The organism is Pseudomonas arabinosi, assembly GCF_047758675.1.
Taxonomy (GTDB): Bacteria; Pseudomonadota; Gammaproteobacteria; order Pseudomonadales; family Pseudomonadaceae; genus Aquipseudomonas; species Aquipseudomonas arabinosi.
Genome location: NZ_CP180480.1, coordinates 3241920 through 3263285, shown reverse-complemented (window position 1 = coordinate 3263285; position 21366 = coordinate 3241920). Strand labels below are relative to the sequence as shown.

General features: G+C 57.8%; 23 protein-coding genes. 10 read left to right on the top strand and 13 right to left on the bottom strand.

The window, feature by feature from the left end; translation table 11 throughout:
• Positions 1-89: 89 nt before the first annotated feature.
• Positions 90-722: a class I SAM-dependent methyltransferase gene (locus tag ACMXYJ_RS15355; protein WP_415760504.1), complete on the bottom strand. Its 633-nt coding sequence runs from the start codon at positions 720-722 to the stop codon at positions 90-92.
• A 124-nt stretch (positions 723-846) separates the two neighbouring features.
• Here ACMXYJ_RS15355 and ACMXYJ_RS15350 point away from each other — a divergent pair, with 124 nt between their 5' ends.
• On the top strand, positions 847-1299 hold the full coding sequence (locus ACMXYJ_RS15350) for a winged helix-turn-helix transcriptional regulator (RefSeq protein WP_415760503.1): 453 nt from the start codon (positions 847-849) through the stop codon (positions 1297-1299).
• 335 nt (positions 1300-1634) lie between these two features.
• Here ACMXYJ_RS15350 and arsJ read toward each other — a convergent pair whose 3' ends face one another.
• The 8 genes from arsJ to ACMXYJ_RS15310 are packed head-to-tail and all read right to left on the bottom strand — an operon-like array spanning position 1635 to position 7520.
• Positions 1635-2855 carry an organoarsenical effux MFS transporter ArsJ gene (gene arsJ / locus ACMXYJ_RS15345; protein ID WP_415760502.1) on the bottom strand — a complete coding sequence of 407 codons (1221 nt, stop codon included), beginning with the start codon at positions 2853-2855 and terminating at the stop codon, positions 1635-1637.
• A gap of 12 nt (positions 2856-2867) precedes the next feature.
• Positions 2868-3872, bottom strand: a complete 1005-nt coding sequence (locus ACMXYJ_RS15340; RefSeq protein WP_415760501.1) for an ArsJ-associated glyceraldehyde-3-phosphate dehydrogenase — start codon at positions 3870-3872, stop codon at positions 2868-2870.
• 35 nt (positions 3873-3907) lie between these two features.
• Positions 3908-4414, bottom strand: coding sequence for a cyclin-dependent kinase inhibitor 3 family protein (locus ACMXYJ_RS15335; RefSeq protein ID WP_415760500.1), 507 nt, complete (start codon positions 4412-4414; stop codon positions 3908-3910).
• Positions 4415-4427: 13 nt separating this feature from the next.
• Positions 4428-5144 (bottom strand): arsenical resistance protein ArsH, encoded by a 717-nt coding sequence (arsH, locus tag ACMXYJ_RS15330; RefSeq protein WP_415760499.1) that lies wholly within the window; start codon positions 5142-5144, stop codon positions 4428-4430.
• A 4-nt stretch (positions 5145-5148) separates the two neighbouring features.
• On the bottom strand, positions 5149-6210 hold the full coding sequence (gene arsB, locus ACMXYJ_RS15325; protein WP_415760498.1) for an ACR3 family arsenite efflux transporter: 1062 nt from the start codon (positions 6208-6210) through the stop codon (positions 5149-5151).
• Between the two features lie 16 nt (positions 6211-6226).
• Positions 6227-6697 carry an arsenate reductase ArsC gene (locus tag ACMXYJ_RS15320; RefSeq protein WP_415760497.1) on the bottom strand — a complete coding sequence of 157 codons (471 nt, stop codon included), beginning with the start codon at positions 6695-6697 and terminating at the stop codon, positions 6227-6229.
• Between the two features lie 45 nt (positions 6698-6742).
• Positions 6743-7099: a metalloregulator ArsR/SmtB family transcription factor gene (locus tag ACMXYJ_RS15315; RefSeq protein WP_415760496.1), complete on the bottom strand. Its 357-nt coding sequence runs from the start codon at positions 7097-7099 to the stop codon at positions 6743-6745.
• Between the two features lie 7 nt (positions 7100-7106).
• Positions 7107-7520, bottom strand: a complete 414-nt coding sequence (locus ACMXYJ_RS15310; protein WP_415760495.1) for an arsenate reductase ArsC — start codon at positions 7518-7520, stop codon at positions 7107-7109.
• A gap of 519 nt (positions 7521-8039) precedes the next feature.
• Here ACMXYJ_RS15310 and arsA point away from each other — a divergent pair.
• Complete coding sequence (gene arsA, locus ACMXYJ_RS15305; RefSeq protein ID WP_415760494.1) at positions 8040-9800, top strand: arsenical pump-driving ATPase; 1761 nt, start codon at positions 8040-8042, stop codon at positions 9798-9800.
• A gap of 500 nt (positions 9801-10300) precedes the next feature.
• Positions 10301-11554, top strand: a complete 1254-nt coding sequence (locus ACMXYJ_RS15300; RefSeq protein ID WP_415760493.1) for a ferredoxin reductase family protein — start codon at positions 10301-10303, stop codon at positions 11552-11554.
• A gap of 199 nt (positions 11555-11753) precedes the next feature.
• Here the strand turns inward: ACMXYJ_RS15300 and ACMXYJ_RS15295 are convergent, their stop codons facing one another.
• From ACMXYJ_RS15295 to ACMXYJ_RS15285, 3 genes are all read right to left on the bottom strand, one after another.
• Entirely contained in the window at positions 11754-12401 is a 648-nt protein-coding gene (locus ACMXYJ_RS15295; RefSeq protein WP_415760492.1) for a hypothetical protein, read from the bottom strand.
• Positions 12402-12997: 596 nt separating this feature from the next.
• Entirely contained in the window at positions 12998-14341 is a 1344-nt protein-coding gene (locus ACMXYJ_RS15290) for a sensor histidine kinase (protein WP_415760491.1), read from the bottom strand.
• On the bottom strand, positions 14338-14997 hold the full coding sequence (locus ACMXYJ_RS15285; protein WP_046815239.1) for a response regulator transcription factor: 660 nt from the start codon (positions 14995-14997) through the stop codon (positions 14338-14340). Before ACMXYJ_RS15285 ends, ACMXYJ_RS15290 begins: the two co-directional genes overlap by 4 nt.
• A 132-nt stretch (positions 14998-15129) precedes the next feature.
• Between ACMXYJ_RS15285 and ACMXYJ_RS15280 the strand changes: the two genes are divergently transcribed.
• The 5 genes from ACMXYJ_RS15280 (at position 15130) to ACMXYJ_RS15260 (ending at position 19916) form a co-directional block, all read left to right on the top strand.
• Positions 15130-15453: a PepSY domain-containing protein gene (locus tag ACMXYJ_RS15280; protein ID WP_415760490.1), complete on the top strand. Its 324-nt coding sequence runs from the start codon at positions 15130-15132 to the stop codon at positions 15451-15453.
• Positions 15454-15545: 92 nt separating this feature from the next.
• Complete coding sequence (locus ACMXYJ_RS15275) at positions 15546-16016, top strand: DUF2271 domain-containing protein (protein ID WP_415760489.1); 471 nt, start codon at positions 15546-15548, stop codon at positions 16014-16016.
• Positions 16017-16041: 25 nt separating this feature from the next.
• Positions 16042-18222 (top strand): PepSY domain-containing protein, encoded by a 2181-nt coding sequence (locus ACMXYJ_RS15270; RefSeq protein ID WP_415760488.1) that lies wholly within the window; start codon positions 16042-16044, stop codon positions 18220-18222.
• A complete protein-coding gene (locus ACMXYJ_RS15265) occupies positions 18212-19183 on the top strand; it encodes an FAD:protein FMN transferase (RefSeq protein WP_415760733.1) in 972 nt (323 codons plus the stop codon). The genes ACMXYJ_RS15270 and ACMXYJ_RS15265 overlap by 11 nt, the downstream gene beginning before the upstream one ends.
• Positions 19184-19214: 31 nt before the next feature.
• Positions 19215-19916 (top strand): VIT1/CCC1 transporter family protein, encoded by a 702-nt coding sequence (locus ACMXYJ_RS15260; protein WP_415760487.1) that lies wholly within the window; start codon positions 19215-19217, stop codon positions 19914-19916.
• 54 nt (positions 19917-19970) lie between these two features.
• Here the strand turns inward: ACMXYJ_RS15260 and ACMXYJ_RS15255 are convergent, their stop codons facing one another.
• Positions 19971-20054, bottom strand: a complete 84-nt coding sequence (locus tag ACMXYJ_RS15255) for a hypothetical protein (RefSeq protein WP_415760732.1) — start codon at positions 20052-20054, stop codon at positions 19971-19973.
• Between the two features lie 330 nt (positions 20055-20384).
• Here ACMXYJ_RS15255 and ACMXYJ_RS15250 point away from each other — a divergent pair, with 330 nt between their 5' ends.
• Together ACMXYJ_RS15250 and ACMXYJ_RS15245 are read left to right on the top strand one after the other, a co-directional pair.
• Positions 20385-20819: a YeeE/YedE family protein gene (locus tag ACMXYJ_RS15250; protein WP_415760486.1), complete on the top strand. Its 435-nt coding sequence runs from the start codon at positions 20385-20387 to the stop codon at positions 20817-20819.
• A 2-nt stretch (positions 20820-20821) separates the two neighbouring features.
• Positions 20822-21241 (top strand): DUF6691 family protein, encoded by a 420-nt coding sequence (locus ACMXYJ_RS15245; RefSeq protein ID WP_415760731.1) that lies wholly within the window; start codon positions 20822-20824, stop codon positions 21239-21241.
• The last annotated feature ends 125 nt before the right edge of the window (positions 21242-21366 follow it).

Genomic DNA, 21366 nt, shown 5'->3' with positions numbered 1-21366 from the left:
GGCCTCGTCCAAGCCACCTGGTCGATTGCTACTACCGACCTTCCTTGGTCTAACTTGACTGACGAACATGAAGACGGCGTCGTGACCTGTCAGGGCTTCACGAACCGATAGACGAAGCGATCGGTCTTGCCCTTGATGGCGGGATCGAACGCCTTTATCGAGTGCGGATCGTCGTTGTTCGCGAGCAGGGTGCTTTGCGCGTCCAGTACGAAGCCGGCCGCTTCCACCTCCTCGCGAACGGATGCGGGCTCAATCCGATGCAGCGACTGGGCCTCGCTCGTGCCCGCCCCGATGGCGGCGGCGTGGTCGATGATGATGTAGGACCCACCAGGCTTCAGCTGCTCATAGACGGCTCGGTTGAAGTCGGCGGCCGTGGCGCCCCTGGCCTGCATCAGCGTGGTGTGGAGATCGTGGTAGAACAGGTGCAGCCACAGGACATCCGCAGGTTGCGTGGCCTGCGGCATCGCGGTGAGGTCGGCGGAGACGGCTTCGACATTCTCCCGGCCCGGCTCTTTCGCGAGCGTCTGCATGCTGCCGAGCGGATCGTTCTTGAAGTGGGCGACTTCGGCCGGCACGAAGCTGAAGACCCGTCCTTTTGGTCCCACGGTGTCGGAGAACAGACGGGTCCAGTCGCCGTCGCCTGGGTAAACATCGATGACGGTGGAGCCTGCATCGACGCGTGCGAACCGGAGCAACTCGGATAACTTGGTTGTGTCGTACATGGGATCTCCTTTACGGCTGGGTAATCGCGCTCAATGTCCTAGCCATGCTGGCCGCCTAACTTGCAAAAAGCAAGTAAACATCAGGAATTTACTTGCGCAATGCAAGTGATGTTAAGATCCCGCCATGAAAACCACATCTAAAGAAGACATTCGGTCCCATTGCGCAGTGAACTATGGCGTGGAGATCTTCGGCGACCGGTGGTCGCTCTTGATCATTCGAGACATCGTTTTTGCCGGTAAGAAGACGTATGGCCAGTTCCTGAAATCGGAAGAAGGCATCGCGTCCAATGTCCTTGCGTCCCGCCTTGCCTTTCTTGAAGGGCAAGGCGTTCTCTCGAAGGCGCCCAACCCCGACGACAGGCGTAAGGATTTCTACACGCTGACAGAGAAAGGCCTGGACCTCATTCCTATCGTGCTCAACATCGTCCTTTGGAGCGCGAAGCACGACTCGAAGTCGTACGCACGGGACCTCAAGGAGTTCGTGACCCGTTTAACTCAAGACCCCACCCAGGTGAGCGAAGAGTTGAAGGCGCTGGTGCGCAATGGCGGATGCATGTTTCCTGAGAGCAAGGCATGAGCTAGACGCAAGTTTCACCGACCCGGCGTCTGCTCAGGGTCGAACGCTGCCGTTGCTCACCGGCAGCTATGGGTCGTTTTCTGCCGGTCACCACAGGCTGAAAACGGCCAAAAGCTGCCCTTCGAAGCATAGAAACGGTCACAATCAATACCATTTAAGTATGAGGTAGATCAGCTAGATGCAAACCTGCGTCGCTATATTGGCTGCCGCCCAGTATCGAGCTAAGGTTCGACCCATGGCTCAGTCACTCTGTAACAAAATAGACATAGTGACTATCGGTGGGGGCCAGTCACACGCGTAGCGCGCAGAGGTTCACTCCGTCCTGTCTGACGGTTTCATATCGCCTCGGCATGCCTGGGTAAGGCGATAGAAATTAGGGCGGCCAGCAACACGAAGGCCGAGGAAACCCACAAGCAGGCCTCCATTCCGTAACTCTGATATATCCAGCCGGACAGCACGGTGCCGAGCAGTCGTCCGAGGGCGTTGGACATGTAGTAGAAGCCCACGTCCAGCGACACCCCATCTTCTTTTGCGTACGAGACGATGAGATAGCTGTGCAGCGAAGAGTTCACCGCGAACAGCACGCCGAACACCATCAAACCACCCAGCAGCACGACGTGCGGCGACCAACCCGCCGAGAGGCCCAGGGCGATTGCCGCAGGCAGACCCGCCAGCAATGCCGCCCAAACGAAGGCAACCCGCCCATCTGGGACGTGGCCGCGATTCTTTCCGGTGATGTTCGGGGCCAACGACTGGACGATGCCGTAGCCGATGACCCAGGCTGCCAAGAACCCGCCAACCTTCCAGAAGTCCCAGCCAAACACAGTGCTCAGGTAGACCGGCAACGCCACCACGAACCACACATCGCGGGCACCAAAGAGGAACATTCGCGCCGCCGAGAGGATATTGATCGCCCGGCTCTTGGAGAGAATGTCGCGAAACTTCGGTTTGGCCTTGGCTTTACCCAGATCCTTCTTCAGCAGGAACAGGCTGGCTATCCATATCAGCGCCAGAGTCGCGGCCATCGCCAGCACGGCAACGGTAAAGCCCAGCAATGCCAGCAGTGCACCACCCAGGAAGAAACCCACGCCTTTGAGCGCGTTCTTCGAGCCGGTGAGAATTGCCACCCACTGGTAAAGGGTGCCTTGCTGGTTGTCGGGCACCAGCAGCTTGATGGAACTCTTCGCACTCATCTTGTTGAGGTCTTTGGCAATACCCGATAGCGCCTGGGCCCCCATCACCCAAGGGATGGTCAGCCAGGCGGCGGGCACAGTCAGCATCAACAAGGCTGCCACCTGTAAGCCCAAACCAATGTTCATGGTGCGATTCAGACCTAGACGGGCCCCCAGGTAACCGCCCACCAGATTGGTTATGACACCGAAGATTTCGTAGAACAGAAACAGGAACGCAATCTGCAACGGGCTGTAGCCCAACGCATGGAAGTGCAACACCACCAACATGCGCAGCGCACCATCGGTGAGGGTAAAGGCCCAGTAATTGCCGGTCACCAACAGGTACTGGCGCACTGGCGGGGAAAGGGCTGACAACGCGTTCATGATCGCTCCCTGTTAATCAGCCAAACCAACCAGCTTGGCCAGCTCAACAGCGCGGTTGGCGTAACCCCATTCGTTGTCGTACCAGGCATAGATCTTCACCTGAGTGCCATTGATCACCATCGTCGACAGTGCATCAATGATCGATGAGCGCGGGTCAGTGCGGTAGTCGATGGACACCAATGGGCGCACTTCATAGCCGAGGATATTTTTCAGCGGGCCTTCTGCCGCCGCCTTGAGCAACGCATTAACCTCGTCCACCGAGGTGGCGCGCTCCACTTCGAACACACAATCGGTGAGCGAGGCGTTGGCCAGCGGTACGCGCACCGCGTGACCATTGAGGCGGCCACGCAGTTCGGGGAAGATTTCCGCAATCGCGGTGGCCGAGCCGGTGCTGGTCGGGATGAGGCTCATGCCTGAAGCGCGGGCCCGGCGAAGATCCTTGTGCGGCTGATCGAGGATGCTCTGGGTGTTGGTCAGGTCGTGAATCGTGGTGATCGAGCCGTGGCGAATGCCCAGATTCTCGTGGATCACTTTGACCACTGGAGCCAGGCAATTGGTGGTGCAGGAGGCAGCGGTCACAATGCGGTGCTGCGCCGGGTCGAACAGGTGCTGGTTAACGCCCATCACCACGTTCAAGGCGCCCTGCTCCTTGACCGGCGCACAGACCACCACACGCTTAACGCCCTGATCCAGATAGGCCTGCAACACCGCCACCGTCTTCATCTTGCCGCTGGCCTCGATCACCAGATCGCAACCCGACCAGTCGGTGTCGGCAATCGCTTTGTTCGCGGTGACCTTGATGCGCTTGCCGCCAATCACTACATGATCGCCTTCAGCGCTGGCTTCGTTGTGCCAACGACCATGCACAGAGTCGAAGTTGATCAGGTGCGCATGGGTTACTGCATCACCTGCTGGGTCGTTAATTTGCACGAATTCGAACTCTGGCCAGCCCCAGGCTGCACGCAGGGCGAGACGACCGATGCGACCGAAACCGTTGATACCTACTTTGATGCTCATGCTGTTGTTCTCTTGGGGCTGCTGTCTGGGGGCAATTACGACTTGGCGATGTCGAATTGACTGATGTAGTTGATATGCGCAGAGTGCTGAATCGCACGCGGACGCAGCGCTTGTACTTCGCTTACCGCCCCGCGGAACGGCACTCCGCACTCGATCAGCAGTTGCGCTGCAATCAATCCGGTACGGCCCGAGCCGCCCTTGCAGTGAATGGTAATATTCTTGCCTTCGGTGAGCAGTTGCTTGATCCGCTCACGATTGGCTTCCCAGGCAGCCTGAAACGGCTCAGCAGGTGCTTGATCGTCTTCCACAGGCAGGTGAAACCATTCGATGCCGTGCTGTTGGCATTGCTTTGGCAGACTCTCGACTTCGTTCTGACTCAACTCTTCGGCGGGCATCAGCGTCAGCAAGGCCGAAGCACCTGCTGCCTTGAGAGTGTCCAGCGCCTCAGCGACCGACGCGTCTTTGGTGCCTGGGCAAGGCGTGAAGATCAGTTGGCCTTGCACAGCTGTCGTGGTAAGCACGGAGTACGGATGTTGGTGCACGATCAGGCGTCCTTCAGATAGAGCGTTGATTAACGCGTTTGGAGAGTTCTTCCGCCGACTCCTTACGTTCGGAATAGCGGTCGACCAGATAGTCCTGCCGCTCACGCAGCAGCAAAGTGAATTTCACCAGCTCTTCCATCACGTCCACGACACGGTCGTAAAATGCGGAGGGCTTCATCCGCCCGGCGTCATCGAATTCCAGGTAGGCCTTCGGCACCGAGGACTGGTTGGGAATGGTGAACATACGCATCCAACGACCCAGCACACGCAGCTGGTTGACCACGTTGAAGGATTGCGAACCACCACAGACCTGCATCACCGCCAGTGTCTTGCCCTGGGTTGGGCGCACCGCGCCCATGGTCAACGGAATCCAGTCGATCTGCGCTTTGAACACCGCGCTCATCGAGCCGTGGCGCTCCGGGGAGCACCAGACCTGACCTTCTGACCAGAGCACCAGTTCGCGTAGCTCTTGCACTTTGGGATGGCTGTCCGGCACATCGTCTGGCAACGGCAGCTCAGATGGATTGAAGATTCGTGTTTCTGCGCCGAAGTGCTGCAACAGGCGCGCAGCTTCTTCGGTCAGCAGGCGGCTAAACGAACGCTCGCGAGTCGAACCGTAGAGCAGCAGGATGCGCGGCTTGTGCGTGGCCGACAACGTACTGCCGAGCTTATCGAGGGTCGGCAGATCGACCAGTTCAGCATCGAGGTTAGGGATCATTTCTTCAGTCATAAATTTACTCCTGAGCGAGGGCACCCTTCGGATGATCGAACCAGCGGCGCTTGAGCCAGAGGGCCACACTGACCAGCATGATCAAAACCGGCACTTCAACCAGTGGGCCGATCACCGTAGCGAACGCCACTGGCGAGGCCAGGCCAAATGTGGCGATGGCCACAGCGATTGCCAGCTCGAAGTTGTTGCTGGCGGCGGTAAAGGCCAGTGCGGTGGTGCGTGGATAGTCCGCACGGAGCAGCTTGCCCATCCAAAAGCTGATGAAGAACATCACCACGAAGTAGATGGTCAGCGGGATAGCGATGCGCAACACATCCAATGGCAGTTGCAGCACCATGTCGCCCTTGAGGCTGAACATAGCGACGATGGTCAGCAGCAGCGCGATCAGGGTCAGCGGGCTGATCTTCGGGATGAAACGCTCGCTGTACCAGGTTTGGCCCTTGCGGTTGATGAGGATCTTGCGCGTCAGGAAGCCAGCCAGGAATGGGATGCCCAGGTAGATCAGCACGGACTCGGCGATACTGACAAAGTTGGTGTCAATCACGCTGCCCTGCAGACCGAACAGTGGCGGCAACAGACCAAGGAAGACCCATGCATACACACTGAAGAACAGGATCTGGAAAATGCTGTTGAAGGCCACCAACCCGGCGACGTATTGATTATTGCCGCCCGCGATCTGATTCCACACCAGCACCATGGCGATGCAGCGAGCCAAACCGATGAGGATCAGGCCGGTCATGTACTCCGGCTTGTCAGCGAGAAAGACGATGGCCAGTACGAACATCAGCACTGGGCCAATCACCCAGTTTTGGATCAACGATAGCGCCAAGATGCGCTTGTCCTTGAACACCTCCGGCAGCTCTTCGTACCTGACCTTGGCCAACGGTGGATACATCATCACAATCAGGCCGATGGCGATCGGGATATTGGTCGAACCCACCGACAGGCTGTTAAGCCAGACCGGCAGCCCCTCGAACAGGCTGCCCAAGCCGACACCAATCGCCATGGTGAGAAAGATCCAGACCGTCAGATAGCGATCCAAAAAAGAAAGACGGCTTTTACTCATCGTCATGTCTCCAGTGTCAGAGGGTGCCGATCAGGGCCAGCTCGGCCTTGAGTTGTTCGGCACTTAACTGCTTTAGCGGTAAAGCCAGGAAGGCTTCGATTCGGGTTCTGATCTGTTCCAGAGTGGCTTCGAAAGCCGCCTCGATCTCTTCTTGAGCCCCTTGGTATTCCGAAGGGTCAGCCAGCCCCCAGTGGCCCTTGATAGCGGGCCCGAAAAACACCGGGCAGGCTTCGCCGGCAGCCTTGTCACACACCGTGATGACGAAATCAGGTGCCAGGTGCTCATGGACTTCGCTGGACTTGCTATAGAGCCCTGCGGGCGAGATTTCAGCCTTATCCAACGCTTTCAGACTCAGCGGATGCACTTCACCCTTCGGATGGCTGCCTGCGCTGTAGGCGTGCATGTCCGTCGGAGCCAAATGATTGAACATGGCTTCACAAAGAATGCTGCGGCAGCTGTTTGCGGTGCACAGAAACAGAATCTTCATCAGGCTATCTCGTAAAGGCCGAGCGCTGCCGGGGCAGACGTTAACTCAGCAGCAAGCGGCTAGGCGCTGAGGGCGATCACCCATCACGTCGAGGCGTTTGGCGTCAGGACTGAGCCAATGCTGATTGGCGTCAAGAGTGGTTTTCAGTACGGTGATCACCCAGTCGGGCAGACTGGGATGCAGGCGGTAATACACCCATTGACCTTGCCGACGATCCTCCAGCAAACCGCAATTGCGCAGTTGCGCCAGGTGGCGGGAAACCTTCGGCTGGCTCTCATCGAGTGCGCAGGTCAGTTCGCAAACGCACAGCTCTTCCTCACGGGTGATGAGCAACATAAGGCGTATGCGGGTTTCGTCGGCCAGGCATTTGAATACAGTGGTTGGTGTCAGATGGTCAGCCATAGGGGTCTCAAGGTTTGGTTTTCACCAACACGAACATCTTGATGCGTTCATGGATCTCGTGAAGGGTGTGACGGAATGCATCGTGCTTGGTGCTGGTCACCGGGTCTTCAAAGTTCCAGGCCAGCACCTCTCCGGCGCCTGGAAGGGCATGACATTCCAGAGACGATTTATCACACAACGTGATGACGTAATCGAAACGCTCTCCCGCAAACTCATCGATAGACTTGCTGTACAACCCTTCGGTACTTACACCTAGGTGCTGAAGCGATCCCAAGGTGCGGGGATCGATCTCGCTGGCGAGGCTGCCTGCACTAAAGGCCTCGAAATGCTCTGAATCAGTGTGCCGCAGCAGCGCTTCAGCCAGCTGCGAGCGGGCAGCGTTAGCCACACAAACAAACAGCACGCGGGTCTTGTCGGTCATTGCCAAGTCTCGACGAGGATATGATTTTCCGAATATATGTTTTTACGCATATACAGTAAAGCAGTAACGCCGCTTCTGAGCAGGAAAAGCCGCCAGCAAAGCCATTACCTTCCTAAAACCATAAGCATAAGGACATCCGCCATTCATTTCTCATGAAGCCCCATCACGGAACATCTGGTTACTCGTATATCCGAATGTGTAATTAATCTGTCATCACAGTGGCTTTACGCGCCCCCACACTTCAGCCCCAGCAGGAACCTTGCGATGAACAAACGGCCCCTGCGAACCCCGCCCAGGCGCCCAATACACTTGCGGCCATTACCCCAGGCTTGACGAGGATCAGATCGTCTCTTCCACGTGGGGACTAGACTCAGGACGCGCTATCAATCCTGATCGCTGGGCATAACGACTACCAGGTAAGCGCATTAATCAGTGTGCTGGTAAGGCTCTGGTTAGTAAAAAGGGTCAATGGCACTCGTGCGTACGAGTTCAGACTGTCGAATCGCTAGGGAATTACTCATGCAGTTTCTTGAGAAAGCACCACGGTTTCTGTTTTTTACTGGCAAAGGCGGTGTTGGCAAAACATCGATTGCCTGCGCTACAGCGCTGCAGCTGACGGCGCAAGGCAAACGCGTCCTGCTGGTGAGCACCGACCCGGCGTCCAACGTTGGCCAAGTGTTTGGCATCAGCATTGGCAACAACATCACGCCAATACCTGCCGTTGCTAACTTGTCAGCGCTGGAAATTGACCCCCAGGCCGCGGCTCAGGCCTACAGAGACCGCATTGTCGGGCCTGCGCGAGGCGTGTTGGACGCCGATGTGGTCAAAGGCATGGAAGAACAGTTGTCCGGGGCTTGTACAACAGAAATTGCATCCTTTGATGAGTTCACCGAACTCCTGGTGGGCTCCAAGCACACTGATGGCTTTGACCACATCATCTTTGATACAGCCCCTACCGGTCACACCATTCGCCTGCTCCAACTACCTGGAGCCTGGAGTGGTTTCCTTGAGGCCGGCCAGGGTGATGCCTCGTGCTTGGGGCCATTGGCTGGTCTCAATAAACAGCGCGATCAATATCGTAAGGCCGTTGAAGCCCTGTCCGATCCCGCACGTACTCGGCTCGTACTCGTTGCTCGCGCCCAAACGACCACACTGCGTGAAGCCGCACGCACCCACGAAGAGCTCGCGGGTATTGGCCTGAGCAAGCAATACCTGGTGGTCAACGGAGTGTTGCCCAGTACTGAGGCAGAGAAAGACCCTTTAGCCGCAGCGGTGTATGCACGGGAACAGGCGGCCCTTGCTGGAATGCCGGTTGAGCTCAAGGCCCTGCCCTTTGATCAGCTTCCCCTCAAAGCCTTCAATCTAGTCGGCGTTGAAGCGCTGAAACAGTTACTGAGTGAAGATAGCCAAGTCGTTGATGAGATTGAATCTGCAACGGTCGAGATTCATGCACCAAGCCTGAGTGATTTAGTCGATGAAATTGCCGCTGATGGTCATGGACTTATTATGGTCATGGGTAAAGGTGGAGTCGGCAAAACAACACTCGCTGCGGCGGTGGCAGTCGAGTTGGCACACAGAGGGCTACCGGTTCACCTCACCACATCCGATCCAGCGGCTCATCTGGCAGAAACCCTGGATGGGGCAATGACGAACCTGACCCTCAGCCGCATAGATCCTCACGTTGAAACTCAGCGCTATCGTGATCAAGTGATGGCCTCTAAAGGCGCAAAGCTGGACGAGCAGGGAAAAGCACTTTTGGCAGAGGATCTTCGCTCGCCCTGCACCGAAGAAATCGCAGTATTTCAGGCCTTCTCGCGTGTTATTCGGGAGGCTGGCAAGCAGTTTGTGGTTATGGATACAGCGCCGACCGGGCATACCCTTTTATTGCTTGATGCCACGGGGGCCTATCACCGCGACATCGCTCGGCAGATGCAAGGCAGCAATACCCGCTTCAGTACGCCAATGATGCAGCTTCAAGACCCAAAGCAAACCAAGGTTTTACTGGTTACATTGGCCGAGACGACTCCGGTGCTTGAAGCTGCCAATCTGGAATCCGATCTGCGCCGCGCAGGCATTGAACCTTGGGCGTGGGTGGTCAACAACAGCATCGCGGCCTCCAGGACTCAATCACCATTACTTCGCAAGCGAGCGCGAAATGAGCTCAAAGAAATTGAACATGTGGCCAGTGAGCACGCCCAACGCTATGCCGTGATCCCCTTGATGGCTGAGGAGCCTGTTGGGGTAGAACGCTTGCTCCGACTAAGCGAGAGACACAGCTGACAAACCAGAGGAGAGCGATTCGATGGTTGCACTCCGAAAGACTGGGCAGACGTGATTTTCTTTGTGTGTGAGCATCCACGCGCCATGGAGCGTGGATGCTCGCGGTGATGTATGAATCGCCCCCGGGTTTTAAGACACATCTGGGGGATGTTGTTTTGACTAATTTTGGCAATCGTCACTGGCCGCTTTGGGTTGTGGATTCAACCGGTCGCGACAGGCAGAAATCGGCCAATAGGAGACGCAGGGCTATTCAGGTCGACGCAATTGTCCAGCAAAAAAGCAAAGAGGACGTGTTGGTTTAAGTGATCAGCAAGCAAGTCGGGATGCCAAGTATGGAGAGTGGCGGTGTGTACGAGCGGACTCATTTGGATTTTCGCCCTGATTATGACTGAGGTCATATCCCTATTTCAGCGTTCTGCTAGGGTCTGAAGCCCCTGATACTGCCAAGGAAGGTGAGATTTCAGTCATGTAACACCGAATTAATGATTGGAGCATTCGCGTTGAAAGCCTCGCACTGCATATGCGGAATCTTGCTGATTACGGCACTAACGCTGCTGATTGACATACCTGTCGATACTTGGCTGACGTCGGCAACCCTTAGCCTGACACTCGGGACTAGCGCACTGGTTTACATGGCAGCTTGCTGCCTGCTGGCCAGTCGCTGGGGTGTAGTTGAGAGTCTGTTTGGTGGCCTGGATCGCGTCTATGAGTCACACAAGTGGCTAGGCATATGGGCTCTCGTGTTTGCCTCGTATCATTTTGTATTCAAGGCGAATCTAGATGCTTGGAACAGCGTGTCTATCCTGGAACTACCCAAATACTGGACGCGACTGGTACGCCAGTTGAGCTATGTCGCACTGGGTCTGATAGTGCTATTGGCGCTGAACCGCAACATTCCTTACCGCCTATGGCGATGGTGGCACAAGCTCTCCGGCCCGTTGTTCCTGATCGTGATCGTGCATTGGCTCAGTTTCAAATCGCCGATCACCCTGCTCAGCCCTTCGGGTATCTGGTTGACGCTGTTCTGCGGACTGGGTGTGCTCGCCGCCCTCTACAAGCTGGTGTTCTATCCATTTGTTGCCCGTGCGGGCGAGTACCGGGTGACAGCCGTGAATAGGGAAAATGATGCACTGCATTTGACACTGGAGCCGATCCATAAAGGGTTTGACTTCAAAGCCGGGCAGTTCGCGTTTCTGGCAATGCAGCAAAAGGGCCTGCGGGAGCCACACCCCTTCACGATAGCTAGCGCCAACGGTCCGAATGGGCAGATTGCGTTCATGATCAGAGGGCTGGGGGATTACACCAAAAAGCTGTGCGCGTGCGCCAAAATCGGAATGCGCGCCACTATATACGCCCCTTACGGACGTTTTAAACGCGCCCCTCAGGCCGAGCGGGAAATCTGGATTGGCGCAGGTGTGGGCATTTCGCCCTTCATTTCCTGGTTGCAAGACCCAGATGCCAAAGACTTCGAAAAAGCGACTCTGGTCTATTGCTTCACGCCCTCGCGCGCCTTCCCACCGCCCGAGAAGTTGCAAGCCATGACCAAGATGCGCGGGGCACAATTCGTTCGTAATGTCGGTGGCATCGAACAGTTGGCCGAAACCTTGCGCCAAGCGGTGGCTCAAACCAAACCACACAAGATTCACGTAAGTTTTTGCGGCCCCAAAGGTTTACTGGCCAAGGTGCATGAACTGATGGATATCAACCGGATCCCGAAAGCTAATCTGCACTTCGAACTCTTCGAGTTCCGTTGACCCGGCGGGATGCAACCCACTAAATTGCCCCAGGTTTTGTCGCCTAATTTGACGGACTTACTTTAGCGGTCGGTCAAGAATGCAGCAACGACTGCCTCGGCAAAACGCGCATTGCCGCATCTGAGTTTCAGCCTGTACCACGAAGGTCTCCACCTTTCGGACTATGGACAAGCCCGAAAGACTTACGCGCAGTACCGGCCTAGCATGCGCTCGCTACTGTCCGCACAGAAATAACGGCGCGGTCCTGTCGTTTCACGCGCTGAGTCAACACCAGCATCGTCAGGAACCCCAGCGCAATCAGTAGCGGATACGCCATCAACAGTTCGGAAAGGGAGTATTTCCAGGCCAGCGGGCGCCCGACTCCCAGCATGGCCGCATACATCCAGGACACCGCCGACAGCGAGCCGCAGAACAGCGCCAGCATCCGTGCGCTGAACCCGAGATGGAGCAAGGAGCCGGCCTTTTGCAGCGCGGGCAATACCAGGCGATGCAACAAGAGGCCGTTGTAACTCAGCAACACGACAATAATCACTTTGGCGTGAAGCTTTGGATTCATGAAGTAATCCAGACCTTTTTCCAGGTAATCAATACCGATGACGGCGATACCGGTCACCCACAACGCTATCAATGCAACGATGACAGACTTCTGGAGACTTTCCATGTGAGCATTATCATGTTCAGTGAATGTTTTTCGCTTTAACAAATCTCTCACCATCGCAATATCACTGGTTAATACCAAACCAATAGCGACACAACACGACACTAAATGAACGTAAATAACGCCCAACCGAAAAAACTCCATAAACTCTTTATTTTCGAGCAGGCTCATAATTGTATTTATCGCCACGGTACTTTCTCCACCTTATTCGATAGTACAGATCGATACTTAACAGGGTATTCAACGCATCAACCCCCTGTGCGATCTTACTTTTATAAGATATGCCAACTCATAGACCTGGCACTGCTTAGCCCATTGATTCACTTGGCAAATCAATGACCGGCTTAGTTATTGCCTCCTGAATTTCAGGTAAAAAAATCCCCATTAGCATTCAATGCACATGAGGTTAATTTTCCACTTTTTTTCTGCGGCTGCAGGAGCAGGTCTTGGGTGACGTGCTGAAGAATCAGAGGCCCGAGCTTCCAGAATGTTCATTTTTTGAGCGCACTACCGACAAACGGTGGTTATTGTGAACGATATTCTCCTCACAGTAATTCGTGCACTTTCCCGAAACGCCCATGGCAACTAGCCTGGCGAATGACATCCACATAAAACAGTGTTTATTGGATCCATGAGTTGTGACTACGCGCACAACAAGGGCAATAGCGATCCACTCTCATTCAGGCCTGATACATCAACTAAATAGTCATACCTTTCATTTAAAAAACACACTGACTTTATCGAGCGACCGGACAGCACGTTAGCATCCCTGTCCGGCACCGCCCTCAGCCTTCGACAGTCGACGCCAGCGCAAACCAGACGCAGACTTCGAATCCTTCCGTTCGACCCGTCGCCGGCGATACCAACCGTATTTTCGCGTTGACGCCCTGCACAATGGTTTTGGCGATCGCCAATCCCAACCCTGAACCGCTGGCTTCACTGTTACCCCGCACAAACCGCTCGGTGAGTCGCTGCAACACCGCCTCGGGCACCGGCGGGCCGCCATTGACCACTCGCAGCATCCCCTGATCGGTGAGGCTGACTTCGACCGGTTGATCCGCGGCGCCATACTTGAGCGCATTCTCGATCAGGTTGCGCAACAGGATGGCGAAGGCGTCCGGGTCAATCGTCGAGTACACGCTCGCCTGGGTTGGCAGGTGCAACGCGATCCGGTGCCCACTGTTGTGGTTCCACTCATCGACCACATGGGCCAGCAACGGAATGAGGTCCTGGGGCGTTTCGGACAACAGCCCGCCTCCCTCGGCCTTGGCCAGTTGCATGAGTTTTTCCGAGAGCCGCGCCAGTTCGCGCAATGAGGTTTCGATTTTAGCCGCGCGCAACCGCAACGGGCCTTCGGGCGCTTCGTGACGCAAACGCTGGATCTGCGCCAGGGTCGCGGCCAGTGGCGTGCGCAATTCATGGGCGCTGTTGGCCGTAAAGCTGCGCTCGGCCTCCAAGGCCTTGCGCAAGCGCTCCAGCAGATGATTGACCGCCTCGGCCAGCGGGGCGATTTCCGCCGGCAATCGCGCCACGTTGATCGGCGACAGATCGCCCACGCCGCGAACCTCCACGGCACGACGATAGGCCAATACACTGCGCAGGCTGATGCGCACAAACATCCAGGTGCCATACAGGCTGATGGGAATCAACGCCAATAACGGCAACAACAAGGCAAGCAACGCTTCGCGGGCGGCTTCACGGCGATGTTCCAGAGGTTCGGCGATTTCGATAAACACTGTTTCACGCAGCGCACTGGCGGCGTAGAGACGGTATTTTTTAGTGGTTGAAAAACCTTCGGCCGGTTGTTGGTTGAAGATCTTCGGGTTGGCGTCGTGGGACTGCATCAGGATCTCGCCCTTCGCATCGCGCACCAGATACGTCAGGTATTCCTTGTGCATTTTCAGGGTGGCGACATGTTGTGCCTCACGAGGGTTTTCCCGGTTGCTGATTTCCAGCACGGCCAGGGGCAGAATGCGCTGCGCGGTCTCTTCCAGCGCGCTGTCGAACGCCTCGTTCAATTCATGTTGCACCACCAGCCAGGCGCCGACGGTCGCCGCCAGCCACAGTAAGGTCGTGCCCAACGTCAATCCCAGGCCGAGACGTTTTTGCAGGCTTGACGACGGCTTCATGCGGACATCAACCGATAGCCCATGCCCCGCACCGTTTCAATCAGGTCGCGCCCGAGTTTTTTACGCAGACGGCTGATATAGACCTCGATGGTATTGCTTTCGATTTCGGCGCCGAAGGCATACAGCCGTTCTTCTAGCTGCGACTTGGACAGCAGCGCGCTGGGGCGCTGCACAAACGCCTCGAACAGCGCCCATTCCCGCGCGGTCAGGTCCACCGTCGCACCGGCCCGCTGTACCGTACGGGCACTCATGTCGACCTGCAAATCACCGAGCTTGATCTGCGGATTGGGATTGCCGCTATAACGCCGGGCCACCGCCGCCACACGGGCCGAGAGTTCAAACAGGTCGAACGGTTTGACCAGGTAGTCGTCGGCACCCGCGTTAAGGCCCGCGATACGATCGGAAATCTGATCCTGGGCAGTCAGGATAATTACCGGGGTCACGTCCCCTGCCGAGCGTTGCTGACGCAAAAAATCCAGCCCGCGACCGTCCGGGAGCATCAGGTCCAGCAGGATCAGGTCGTAAGGCGTGGTGCGCACGCTGTTGCGCGCATGGTCCAGACGCTGCACCCAATCGACTGCGTGGCCGTCATCGGCGATCTGCTCGCGCACCGCCTCCCCCAACCCGGGTGCGTCCTCGACCAATAAAACCCGCATCTGGCACCTCCTGTGATGGTTGTCGTGCAGCACCTTAATGGCTTTACCTGACGTGAATCTGAAGATTCAGCTGGTTGTCAGGAATGCACCTTAGGGTATGCCACAGACGCCGACCTCGGCAGGAGACAGATCATGAAATCAGGTTTTATTGCCAATGCCACGCTATTGAGCCTGCTGCTCAGCGGTTACGCCCTGGCCGATGACGATTGCAGTGACCCGGTGAGCGACTGGCAACCGCGCGAAACCTTGCGTCAGCAGGTCGAGCGGCAGTACGGCTGGAGCGTGCAGCGCATCAAGGTCGACGACGGTTGTTACGAGCTCAAGGGGTTGGACCGCAAAGGCAATGCCATCGAAGCGAGCTATTCACCGGCATCGCTGCGCCTGCACACACTCGAGATCCATTTCCGGGACGACGGCGATGCCAGGGATTACCTCGGCAGCCCGCTCACCGAATGACGCCTCACCTGTCGATGAATTTTTCCTGCGCTTCAGGTTGCTGTCAGCAAGCAAGTCCAGGCTCTCGACCTAACGATCAAAAGGACACCGCCATGAAAAAGATCATCGCAGCAACCTGCCTCGTCGGCGCCATTGCCCTGCCGGGGTTGGCCCAGGCCCGCGAAGTGACCTTGACCACACAGCTCAAGAACTACAGCGGCAATGATGCCTACCTGGCGATCTACGTCACCGACGCCAATGGCCAATACCAGAAAACCCTCTGGGTGGCCGGCAAGAAGGCCAAATATTACAAGCACCTGGGCGACTGGGCCCGTGGCAGCGGAATGAATCCGAGCGAGTTTGACGGGGTCAGCGGCGCCAGTGTCGGCAGTGGGCGCACGCTCAAAGTCAGCGTCGAACTGGCAGACACCCTGATTGATGCCGGGTATCAGATCCGAATCGACAGCGCCGTCGAGGACAAACGTGATGCCCGCGCCGATGTCAGCGTGCCCCTGACGTCCAAGGGCGCAGGCAAGCCGGCGACCGGCAGTACCTACGTGGGCTCCTTTACTTACGATCTGTAGCACCCGCCATTTCTGGAGGCTGAACATGCTTCGTCAGTTCCATTCCCTTCCTGGCCTGATCGCCGCCCTGTTGGTCATGTTATTGGCCATCAGCGGCGCGATCCTGTCTGTCGACCCGGCGCTGGAACGCCTGCACAGCACGTCCACTCCTGCCGGACAACTCAACGTCGGCCAACTGGCCGGGCGCGTTGCCAGCCACTTTCCGGGCGTGGAGCAGATCCAGCGCACAGCGTCCGGCACGGTGATCGTCTACTACAACCAGAACGGTCAGGCCGGGGCTGAAAAGGTCGACCCATTGACCGGCAAAAGCCTCGCACCTTACGAGCCATCCGCGTTCTCACGGTGGGTGAAAGACCTGCACCGCTCGCTGTTTCTTGGCACGCCGGGCCATGGGGTGTCGGGTGTCGGCGCGCTGTTCATGCTGATGCTGTCGGTGTCCGGTGCGCTATTGCTGGCCCGGCGCCTGGGCGGCTGGCGCAACCTGCTGCGGCCACTGCGGGGCACCTTCAGCCAGCGCTGGCATGCTGAAGTCGGGCGACTGGCCTTGCTCGGGCTGCTGCTGTCGGCATTGAGCGGGCTCTACATGTCCGCCACCACTTTTGGCTTTATCGCCGACGGCAGTCAGAGTGAGCCCGCCTTCCCCGCCCACGTCAGCGCCGGCCCGGCCTTGCCGGTGGCGAAGCTGCAAGCCTTGCAGGCCACCGACCTGAACGACCTGCGCGAGCTGGTCTTCCCGAGCCCCGGCAACCCGCACGATGTGTTTTCCCTGCGCACGGCCCAGGGCGACGGCTACGTGGATCAGGCCAGCGGCGCCTTGTTGTCCTATCAAGCCCACGACTCGATGCAAAACCTCTACGAATGGATCTATCAGCTGCACACCGGCGAAGGCCTGTGGTGGCTGGGCCTGCCGCTGGGGCTCTGCGCCCTCTGCGTGCCGTTGATGAGCGTAACCGGCATCCTGTTGTGGTGGCGTCGCCGCAAGGCTGGCCCGAACATTCGCCACAACAGCCCTGCCCACTCCGCCGACAGCGTGATTCTGGTGGGCAGTGAAAACAACAGCACTTGGGGCTTTGCCAAAACCTTGCACGACGCCTTGCACCAGAGTGGCCATCAAGTGCATAGCGCGGCAATGAATGAATGGGTAGGCGATTACCGCAATGCCCAACGGGTGTTCATCCTCACCGCGACCCACGGTGACGGCGATGCGCCGGCCTCGGCTTCGCAGTTCCTGACGCGGCTGGCCAAAACCGGCTTCAAACCCGGCCTGCCCTTTGCTGTGCTGGGTCTGGGCGACCGCCAGTTTGCGCAGTTCTGTCAGTACGCCCATCAGGTGCAGGACGCGATGTTGCAGGCCGGTGGCTCGCCATTGCTGGAGCTGGAAACCGTCAACCGCCAGTCCTCTCAGGAATTTGCGCGCTGGGGCCACGCGTTGGGCGAAGTATTAGGACAGGACTTGGTGCTTGTTCACACCCCGCAGCAGCCGCGTACGCATCAATTGGAGCTGACAGAGCGGATTGCCTATGGCGAACAGGTGAATGCGCCGACCCACGTGCTGCGTTTCAAAACCTCCGGCGAGATGCCGGGCTTTCTGGCCGGCGACCTGGTCGGGATTCTGCCCCCGGGCAGCCCGATCCCGCGTTTCTACTCGCTGGCCAGCGGTTCGCAGGACGGCGTGCTGGAGATCTGTGTGCGCAAACACAACGGTGGCATGTGCTCGGAATTTCTTCATGGCCTGGACATCGGCGCGCAGATCGAAGCTTTTATCCAGCCCAACCCGCAATTTCGTCCGGCGTCGGGCACACACCCGGTGATCCTGATCGGCGCCGGTACCGGCATCGGCCCTCTGGCCGGTTTTATTCGCAACAACAAGGCCCGACACCCGATGCACTTGTATTGGGGCGGGCGCAACCCGGCCTCGGATTTCCTCTATGAACCGGAGCTCAACCAATACTTGTCGGACCGACGCCTCACGGCATTGCGCGCCGCCTTCTCTCAGGCTCAGGACCGCAGCTACGTGCAAGACCGGCTGATCGGCGATGCCCTGGCCTTGCGCCGACTGATTGAAAAAGGTGCCCAAGTGCTGGTGTGTGGCAGTCGCGAAATGGCCAAAGGCGTGATGCAGGCCCTCGATGAAGTGTTGGCGCCTCTCAACCTGAGTGTGCTGACCCTCAAGGCACAAGGACGCTACCGTGAAGATGTCTACTGAGTTGCAGCGTTATAGCCTGAATGGCGAAACCATGGGCACCCGCTACACCGCCCTATTTTATGCCGGCGCCGGGATCGATACCGACGACGTTGGCCATCGCCTGGCGCGCGCCGTGGCCCGGGTGGACCAGCAAATGTCCACCTGGAAACCCGACTCGGACCTCAACCGCCTCAACGCCGCCCCCGAGCAGGAATGGGTGTCCGTGCCCAAGGAACTGGCGACGGTGCTGTCTGCTGCATTGCGCGTCAGTCAGCAATCCGGCGGCGCCTTCGACATCGCTGTCGGTGATCTGGTTAACGCCTGGGGCTTCGGCCCCGGAGAGCAGACGATTACAGAGCAAGCGTTCGGCACGATTGCGCCGCGCGCCCGGCTGTCAGCCAGCGCCGCGTTGGTGGTTGACCCGCTACGCAATCAGGTGCGCAAGCGCGTGCCGTTGAACCTTGATTTGAGTGGCATCGCCAAAGGTTTTGGTGTGGATGAACTGGCCCGTTGCCTGGAGGGTTTGGGCGTCACCCGCTACCTGGTTGGCATCGATGGCGAGATGCGCGCCCGGGGCGTCAAACCTGACGGCCAGTGCTGGGCCGTGGCCCTGGAAAAGCCCAACCGGGGCGTGCGTGAAGTCATGGGCGTGATGGAACTTAGCGATGCCGCCATTGCGACCTCCGGGGACTATCGACACTGGGTCGATGTGGCCGGTCAGTCCTATGCTCATACCATGAACCCGGCCACCGGCGCACCGTTGTGCAACCCGCTCGCGGCCGTCACCGTGGTGGCGGCCTCGTGCATGCTCGCCGATGCCTGGGCCACGGCGCTGATGGTCCTGGGCGAAACCGAGGGCCCACGTCTGGCTCAGGAGCGCGGGATGGACGCGTTGTTCGTGCTGCGCGAGGGTGAACAGTTCAAAGAAATATCCATTGTCGGCGGTCAGTTGCAGACGCAGATTGAAACCCGTCCGATTTGAACCGGCTAATGACAGTGAGTCCCGTTAAACAATGAAGTTCATGCACAGGCACACCGAGGCACACCGAAGCGATCGTATCGGCTGGCTGCGCGCCGCCGTCCTGGGCGCCAACGACGGGATTGTCTCTACCGCCAGTCTGCTGATCGGTGTCGCGGCAGCCAACGCCAGCCACGCCACGTTGCTGGTCACCGGTATGGCGGGGCTGATGGCCGGGGCAATGTCCATGGCCGCAGGCGAGTACATTTCCGTGCACTCCCAGGCCGATACCGAGCGGGCCGATCTGTCCCGCGAACGGGCAGAACTGGCGAGCGACCCGAAAGCCGAACACATCGAACTCGCCAACATCTACATACATCGCGGCGTATCACCCGAACTGGCGCATCAAGTGGCCGATCAATTGATGGCCCATGACGCATTGGGCTCTCACGCCCGGGACGAGCTGGGCATCAGCGCCACCCTCACCGCCAAACCCTTGCAGGCCGCCCTGGCCTCGGCCGCCAGTTTCGTGGTGGGTGCTGCATTGCCTTTGGCGGTGGTTTTCATCGCGTCAGCGCAGAGCGTTGTGCCATGGCTTTGCGGTATGTCGCTGGTATTTCTCGGCGGCCTGGGGGCTATTGCGGCCAAGGCCGGTGGTGCCAAAGTCATGATCGGCGCCTGGCGCGTGACTATTTGGGGCGCACTGGCCATGGGTATCACGGCGCTGGTGGGATCGCTGTTCGGAGCGGTGGTTTAATACTGGCGAAGTTTTTCTGGTGGGCGTTCAAGCGTTCATTCATGTCGTCGGTACTCAATGCAGGAACTTGATCCAACCCGCAATTGCAGGTGCAGCAAAACAGGTCCAGCCTGAAAACAACCAACGCCAGACGAACATCTGCGGGACAAATCCCACGCCCCTCTTACAAAGGCCACGCTTATGGCCGCAAACAATGCCATGGCCAGAGCAAGGTCGGTTTTATCGTCGGGGGTTGCCATCAAGGGGATAGAGCCTGCAGACGAACATTATCGCGGCAGCAATACACCAATCTGACAGCACAGTCCGTCCTTGCAAGGTCGCTGGCCGTTATAGCACTGGTTTCCATTTCCGGCGTTGCTACAAACTTGGCAGCCGGGCGCTTGCGGTGGACAGTCGCCATTGCGTTTTCCATCGGAGCATTGGTGGTAATCCACACCCTGTAACTACAATTTTCGCTGGAGAAGGCTCATGGATGTCGATTGGCTTAACTTCACTCCCTGGTCATCCTTGGCCGGTGGCGCATTGATTGGTCTGGCTGCCAGTCTCTTCGTCGTCGCCAACGGGCGTATCGCAGGCATCAGCGGTCTGATCGGCAGTCTTTTACAGCATCGGAGCGAGGGGGCAATTGAGAAAGCGCTGTTCCTCCTGGGCCTGCTCATCGCTCCGCTTTTATGGGGACTGTTTGCCACCCTGCCCCACATTGAATTCCAGAGAGGCTGGCTCGGACTAACCGTCGCCGGCGTATTGGTGGGCATCGGCACCCGCTACGGTTCGGGCTGCACGAGTGGACATGGGGTATGCGGCCTATCACGCCTTTCGCGGCGCTCTATGGTCGCCACGGTGTGTTTCATGTTCAGTGGTTTCGCTACGGCGTTTGTCTTGCGTCATCTGCCGGGTGCTTGAACATGATCAAACTGAGTGCATTCATTGCCGGCCTGCTGTTCGGCTTGGGTCTACTTCTGGCGGGCATGGCCAACCCGGGAAAAGTACTGGCTTTCCTGGATTTAGCCGGTGCCTGGGACCCTTCCCTGGCGTTGGTCATGGTTGGGGCAATTGGCGTAGCCATCGGCCCGCTCACCTGGGCACGCCAGCAATCGAGCTCGCTACTCGGAAACCCCATGCAGTTACCGATCAAACGTGAGTTGGACCCGCGCCTGATTGGCGGCAGCCTGTTATTTGGCATTGGCTGGGGAATAGCAGGCATCTGTCCTGGTCCCGCAGTGGCCATCCTGTTAACTGGACACTGGCAAGCCTTCGTATTCATGTTAGCCATGCTGGCTGGCATGTTGTTGTTCACGGCGCTGGAGACCCGGTTCAGCCATTGATAGGGAGATCGCTCAGCCACGGCTTTTGCTCGAAGGTCGTCAGTGAGTGGCACGACATCCATCCCGACTTGAACCTGTGTGCAATGTTGAAGGAGTACATCCGGCGCACCCTTGCTGATCAGCAG

Bases quoted from the DNA above. Each gene is read 5' to 3' on its own strand.
- ACMXYJ_RS15310 (WP_415760495.1), bottom strand. From the start codon at position 7,520: ATGACCGACAAGACCCGCGTGCTGTTTGTTTGTGTGGCTAACGCTGCC.
- ACMXYJ_RS15265 (WP_415760733.1), top strand. From the start codon at position 18,212: ATGTCTACTGAGTTGCAGCGTTATAGCCTGAATGGCGAAACCATGGGC.
- ACMXYJ_RS15280 (WP_415760490.1), top strand. From the start codon at position 15,130: ATGAAATCAGGTTTTATTGCCAATGCCACGCTATTGAGCCTGCTGCTC.
- ACMXYJ_RS15270 (WP_415760488.1), top strand. From the start codon at position 16,042: ATGCTTCGTCAGTTCCATTCCCTTCCTGGCCTGATCGCCGCCCTGTTG.
- ACMXYJ_RS15320 (WP_415760497.1), bottom strand. From the start codon at position 6,697: ATGAAGATTCTGTTTCTGTGCACCGCAAACAGCTGCCGCAGCATTCTT.
- arsB (WP_415760498.1), bottom strand. From the start codon at position 6,210: ATGAGTAAAAGCCGTCTTTCTTTTTTGGATCGCTATCTGACGGTCTGG.
- arsH (WP_415760499.1), bottom strand. From the start codon at position 5,144: ATGACTGAAGAAATGATCCCTAACCTCGATGCTGAACTGGTCGATCTG.
- ACMXYJ_RS15255 (WP_415760732.1), bottom strand. From the start codon at position 20,054: ATGTTCGTCTGGCGTTGGTTGTTTTCAGGCTGGACCTGTTTTGCTGCA.
- ACMXYJ_RS15315 (WP_415760496.1), bottom strand. From the start codon at position 7,099: ATGGCTGACCATCTGACACCAACCACTGTATTCAAATGCCTGGCCGAC.
- ACMXYJ_RS15290 (WP_415760491.1), bottom strand. From the start codon at position 14,341: ATGAAGCCGTCGTCAAGCCTGCAAAAACGTCTCGGCCTGGGATTGACG.
- ACMXYJ_RS15350 (WP_415760503.1), top strand. From the start codon at position 847: ATGAAAACCACATCTAAAGAAGACATTCGGTCCCATTGCGCAGTGAAC.
- ACMXYJ_RS15245 (WP_415760731.1), top strand. From the start codon at position 20,822: ATGATCAAACTGAGTGCATTCATTGCCGGCCTGCTGTTCGGCTTGGGT.
- ACMXYJ_RS15355 (WP_415760504.1), bottom strand. From the start codon at position 722: ATGTACGACACAACCAAGTTATCCGAGTTGCTCCGGTTCGCACGCGTC.
- arsJ (WP_415760502.1), bottom strand. From the start codon at position 2,855: ATGAACGCGTTGTCAGCCCTTTCCCCGCCAGTGCGCCAGTACCTGTTG.
- ACMXYJ_RS15250 (WP_415760486.1), top strand. From the start codon at position 20,385: ATGGATGTCGATTGGCTTAACTTCACTCCCTGGTCATCCTTGGCCGGT.
- arsA (WP_415760494.1), top strand. From the start codon at position 8,040: ATGCAGTTTCTTGAGAAAGCACCACGGTTTCTGTTTTTTACTGGCAAA.
- ACMXYJ_RS15285 (WP_046815239.1), bottom strand. From the start codon at position 14,997: ATGCGGGTTTTATTGGTCGAGGACGCACCCGGGTTGGGGGAGGCGGTG.
- ACMXYJ_RS15260 (WP_415760487.1), top strand. From the start codon at position 19,215: ATGAAGTTCATGCACAGGCACACCGAGGCACACCGAAGCGATCGTATC.
- ACMXYJ_RS15340 (WP_415760501.1), bottom strand. From the start codon at position 3,872: ATGAGCATCAAAGTAGGTATCAACGGTTTCGGTCGCATCGGTCGTCTC.
- ACMXYJ_RS15275 (WP_415760489.1), top strand. From the start codon at position 15,546: ATGAAAAAGATCATCGCAGCAACCTGCCTCGTCGGCGCCATTGCCCTG.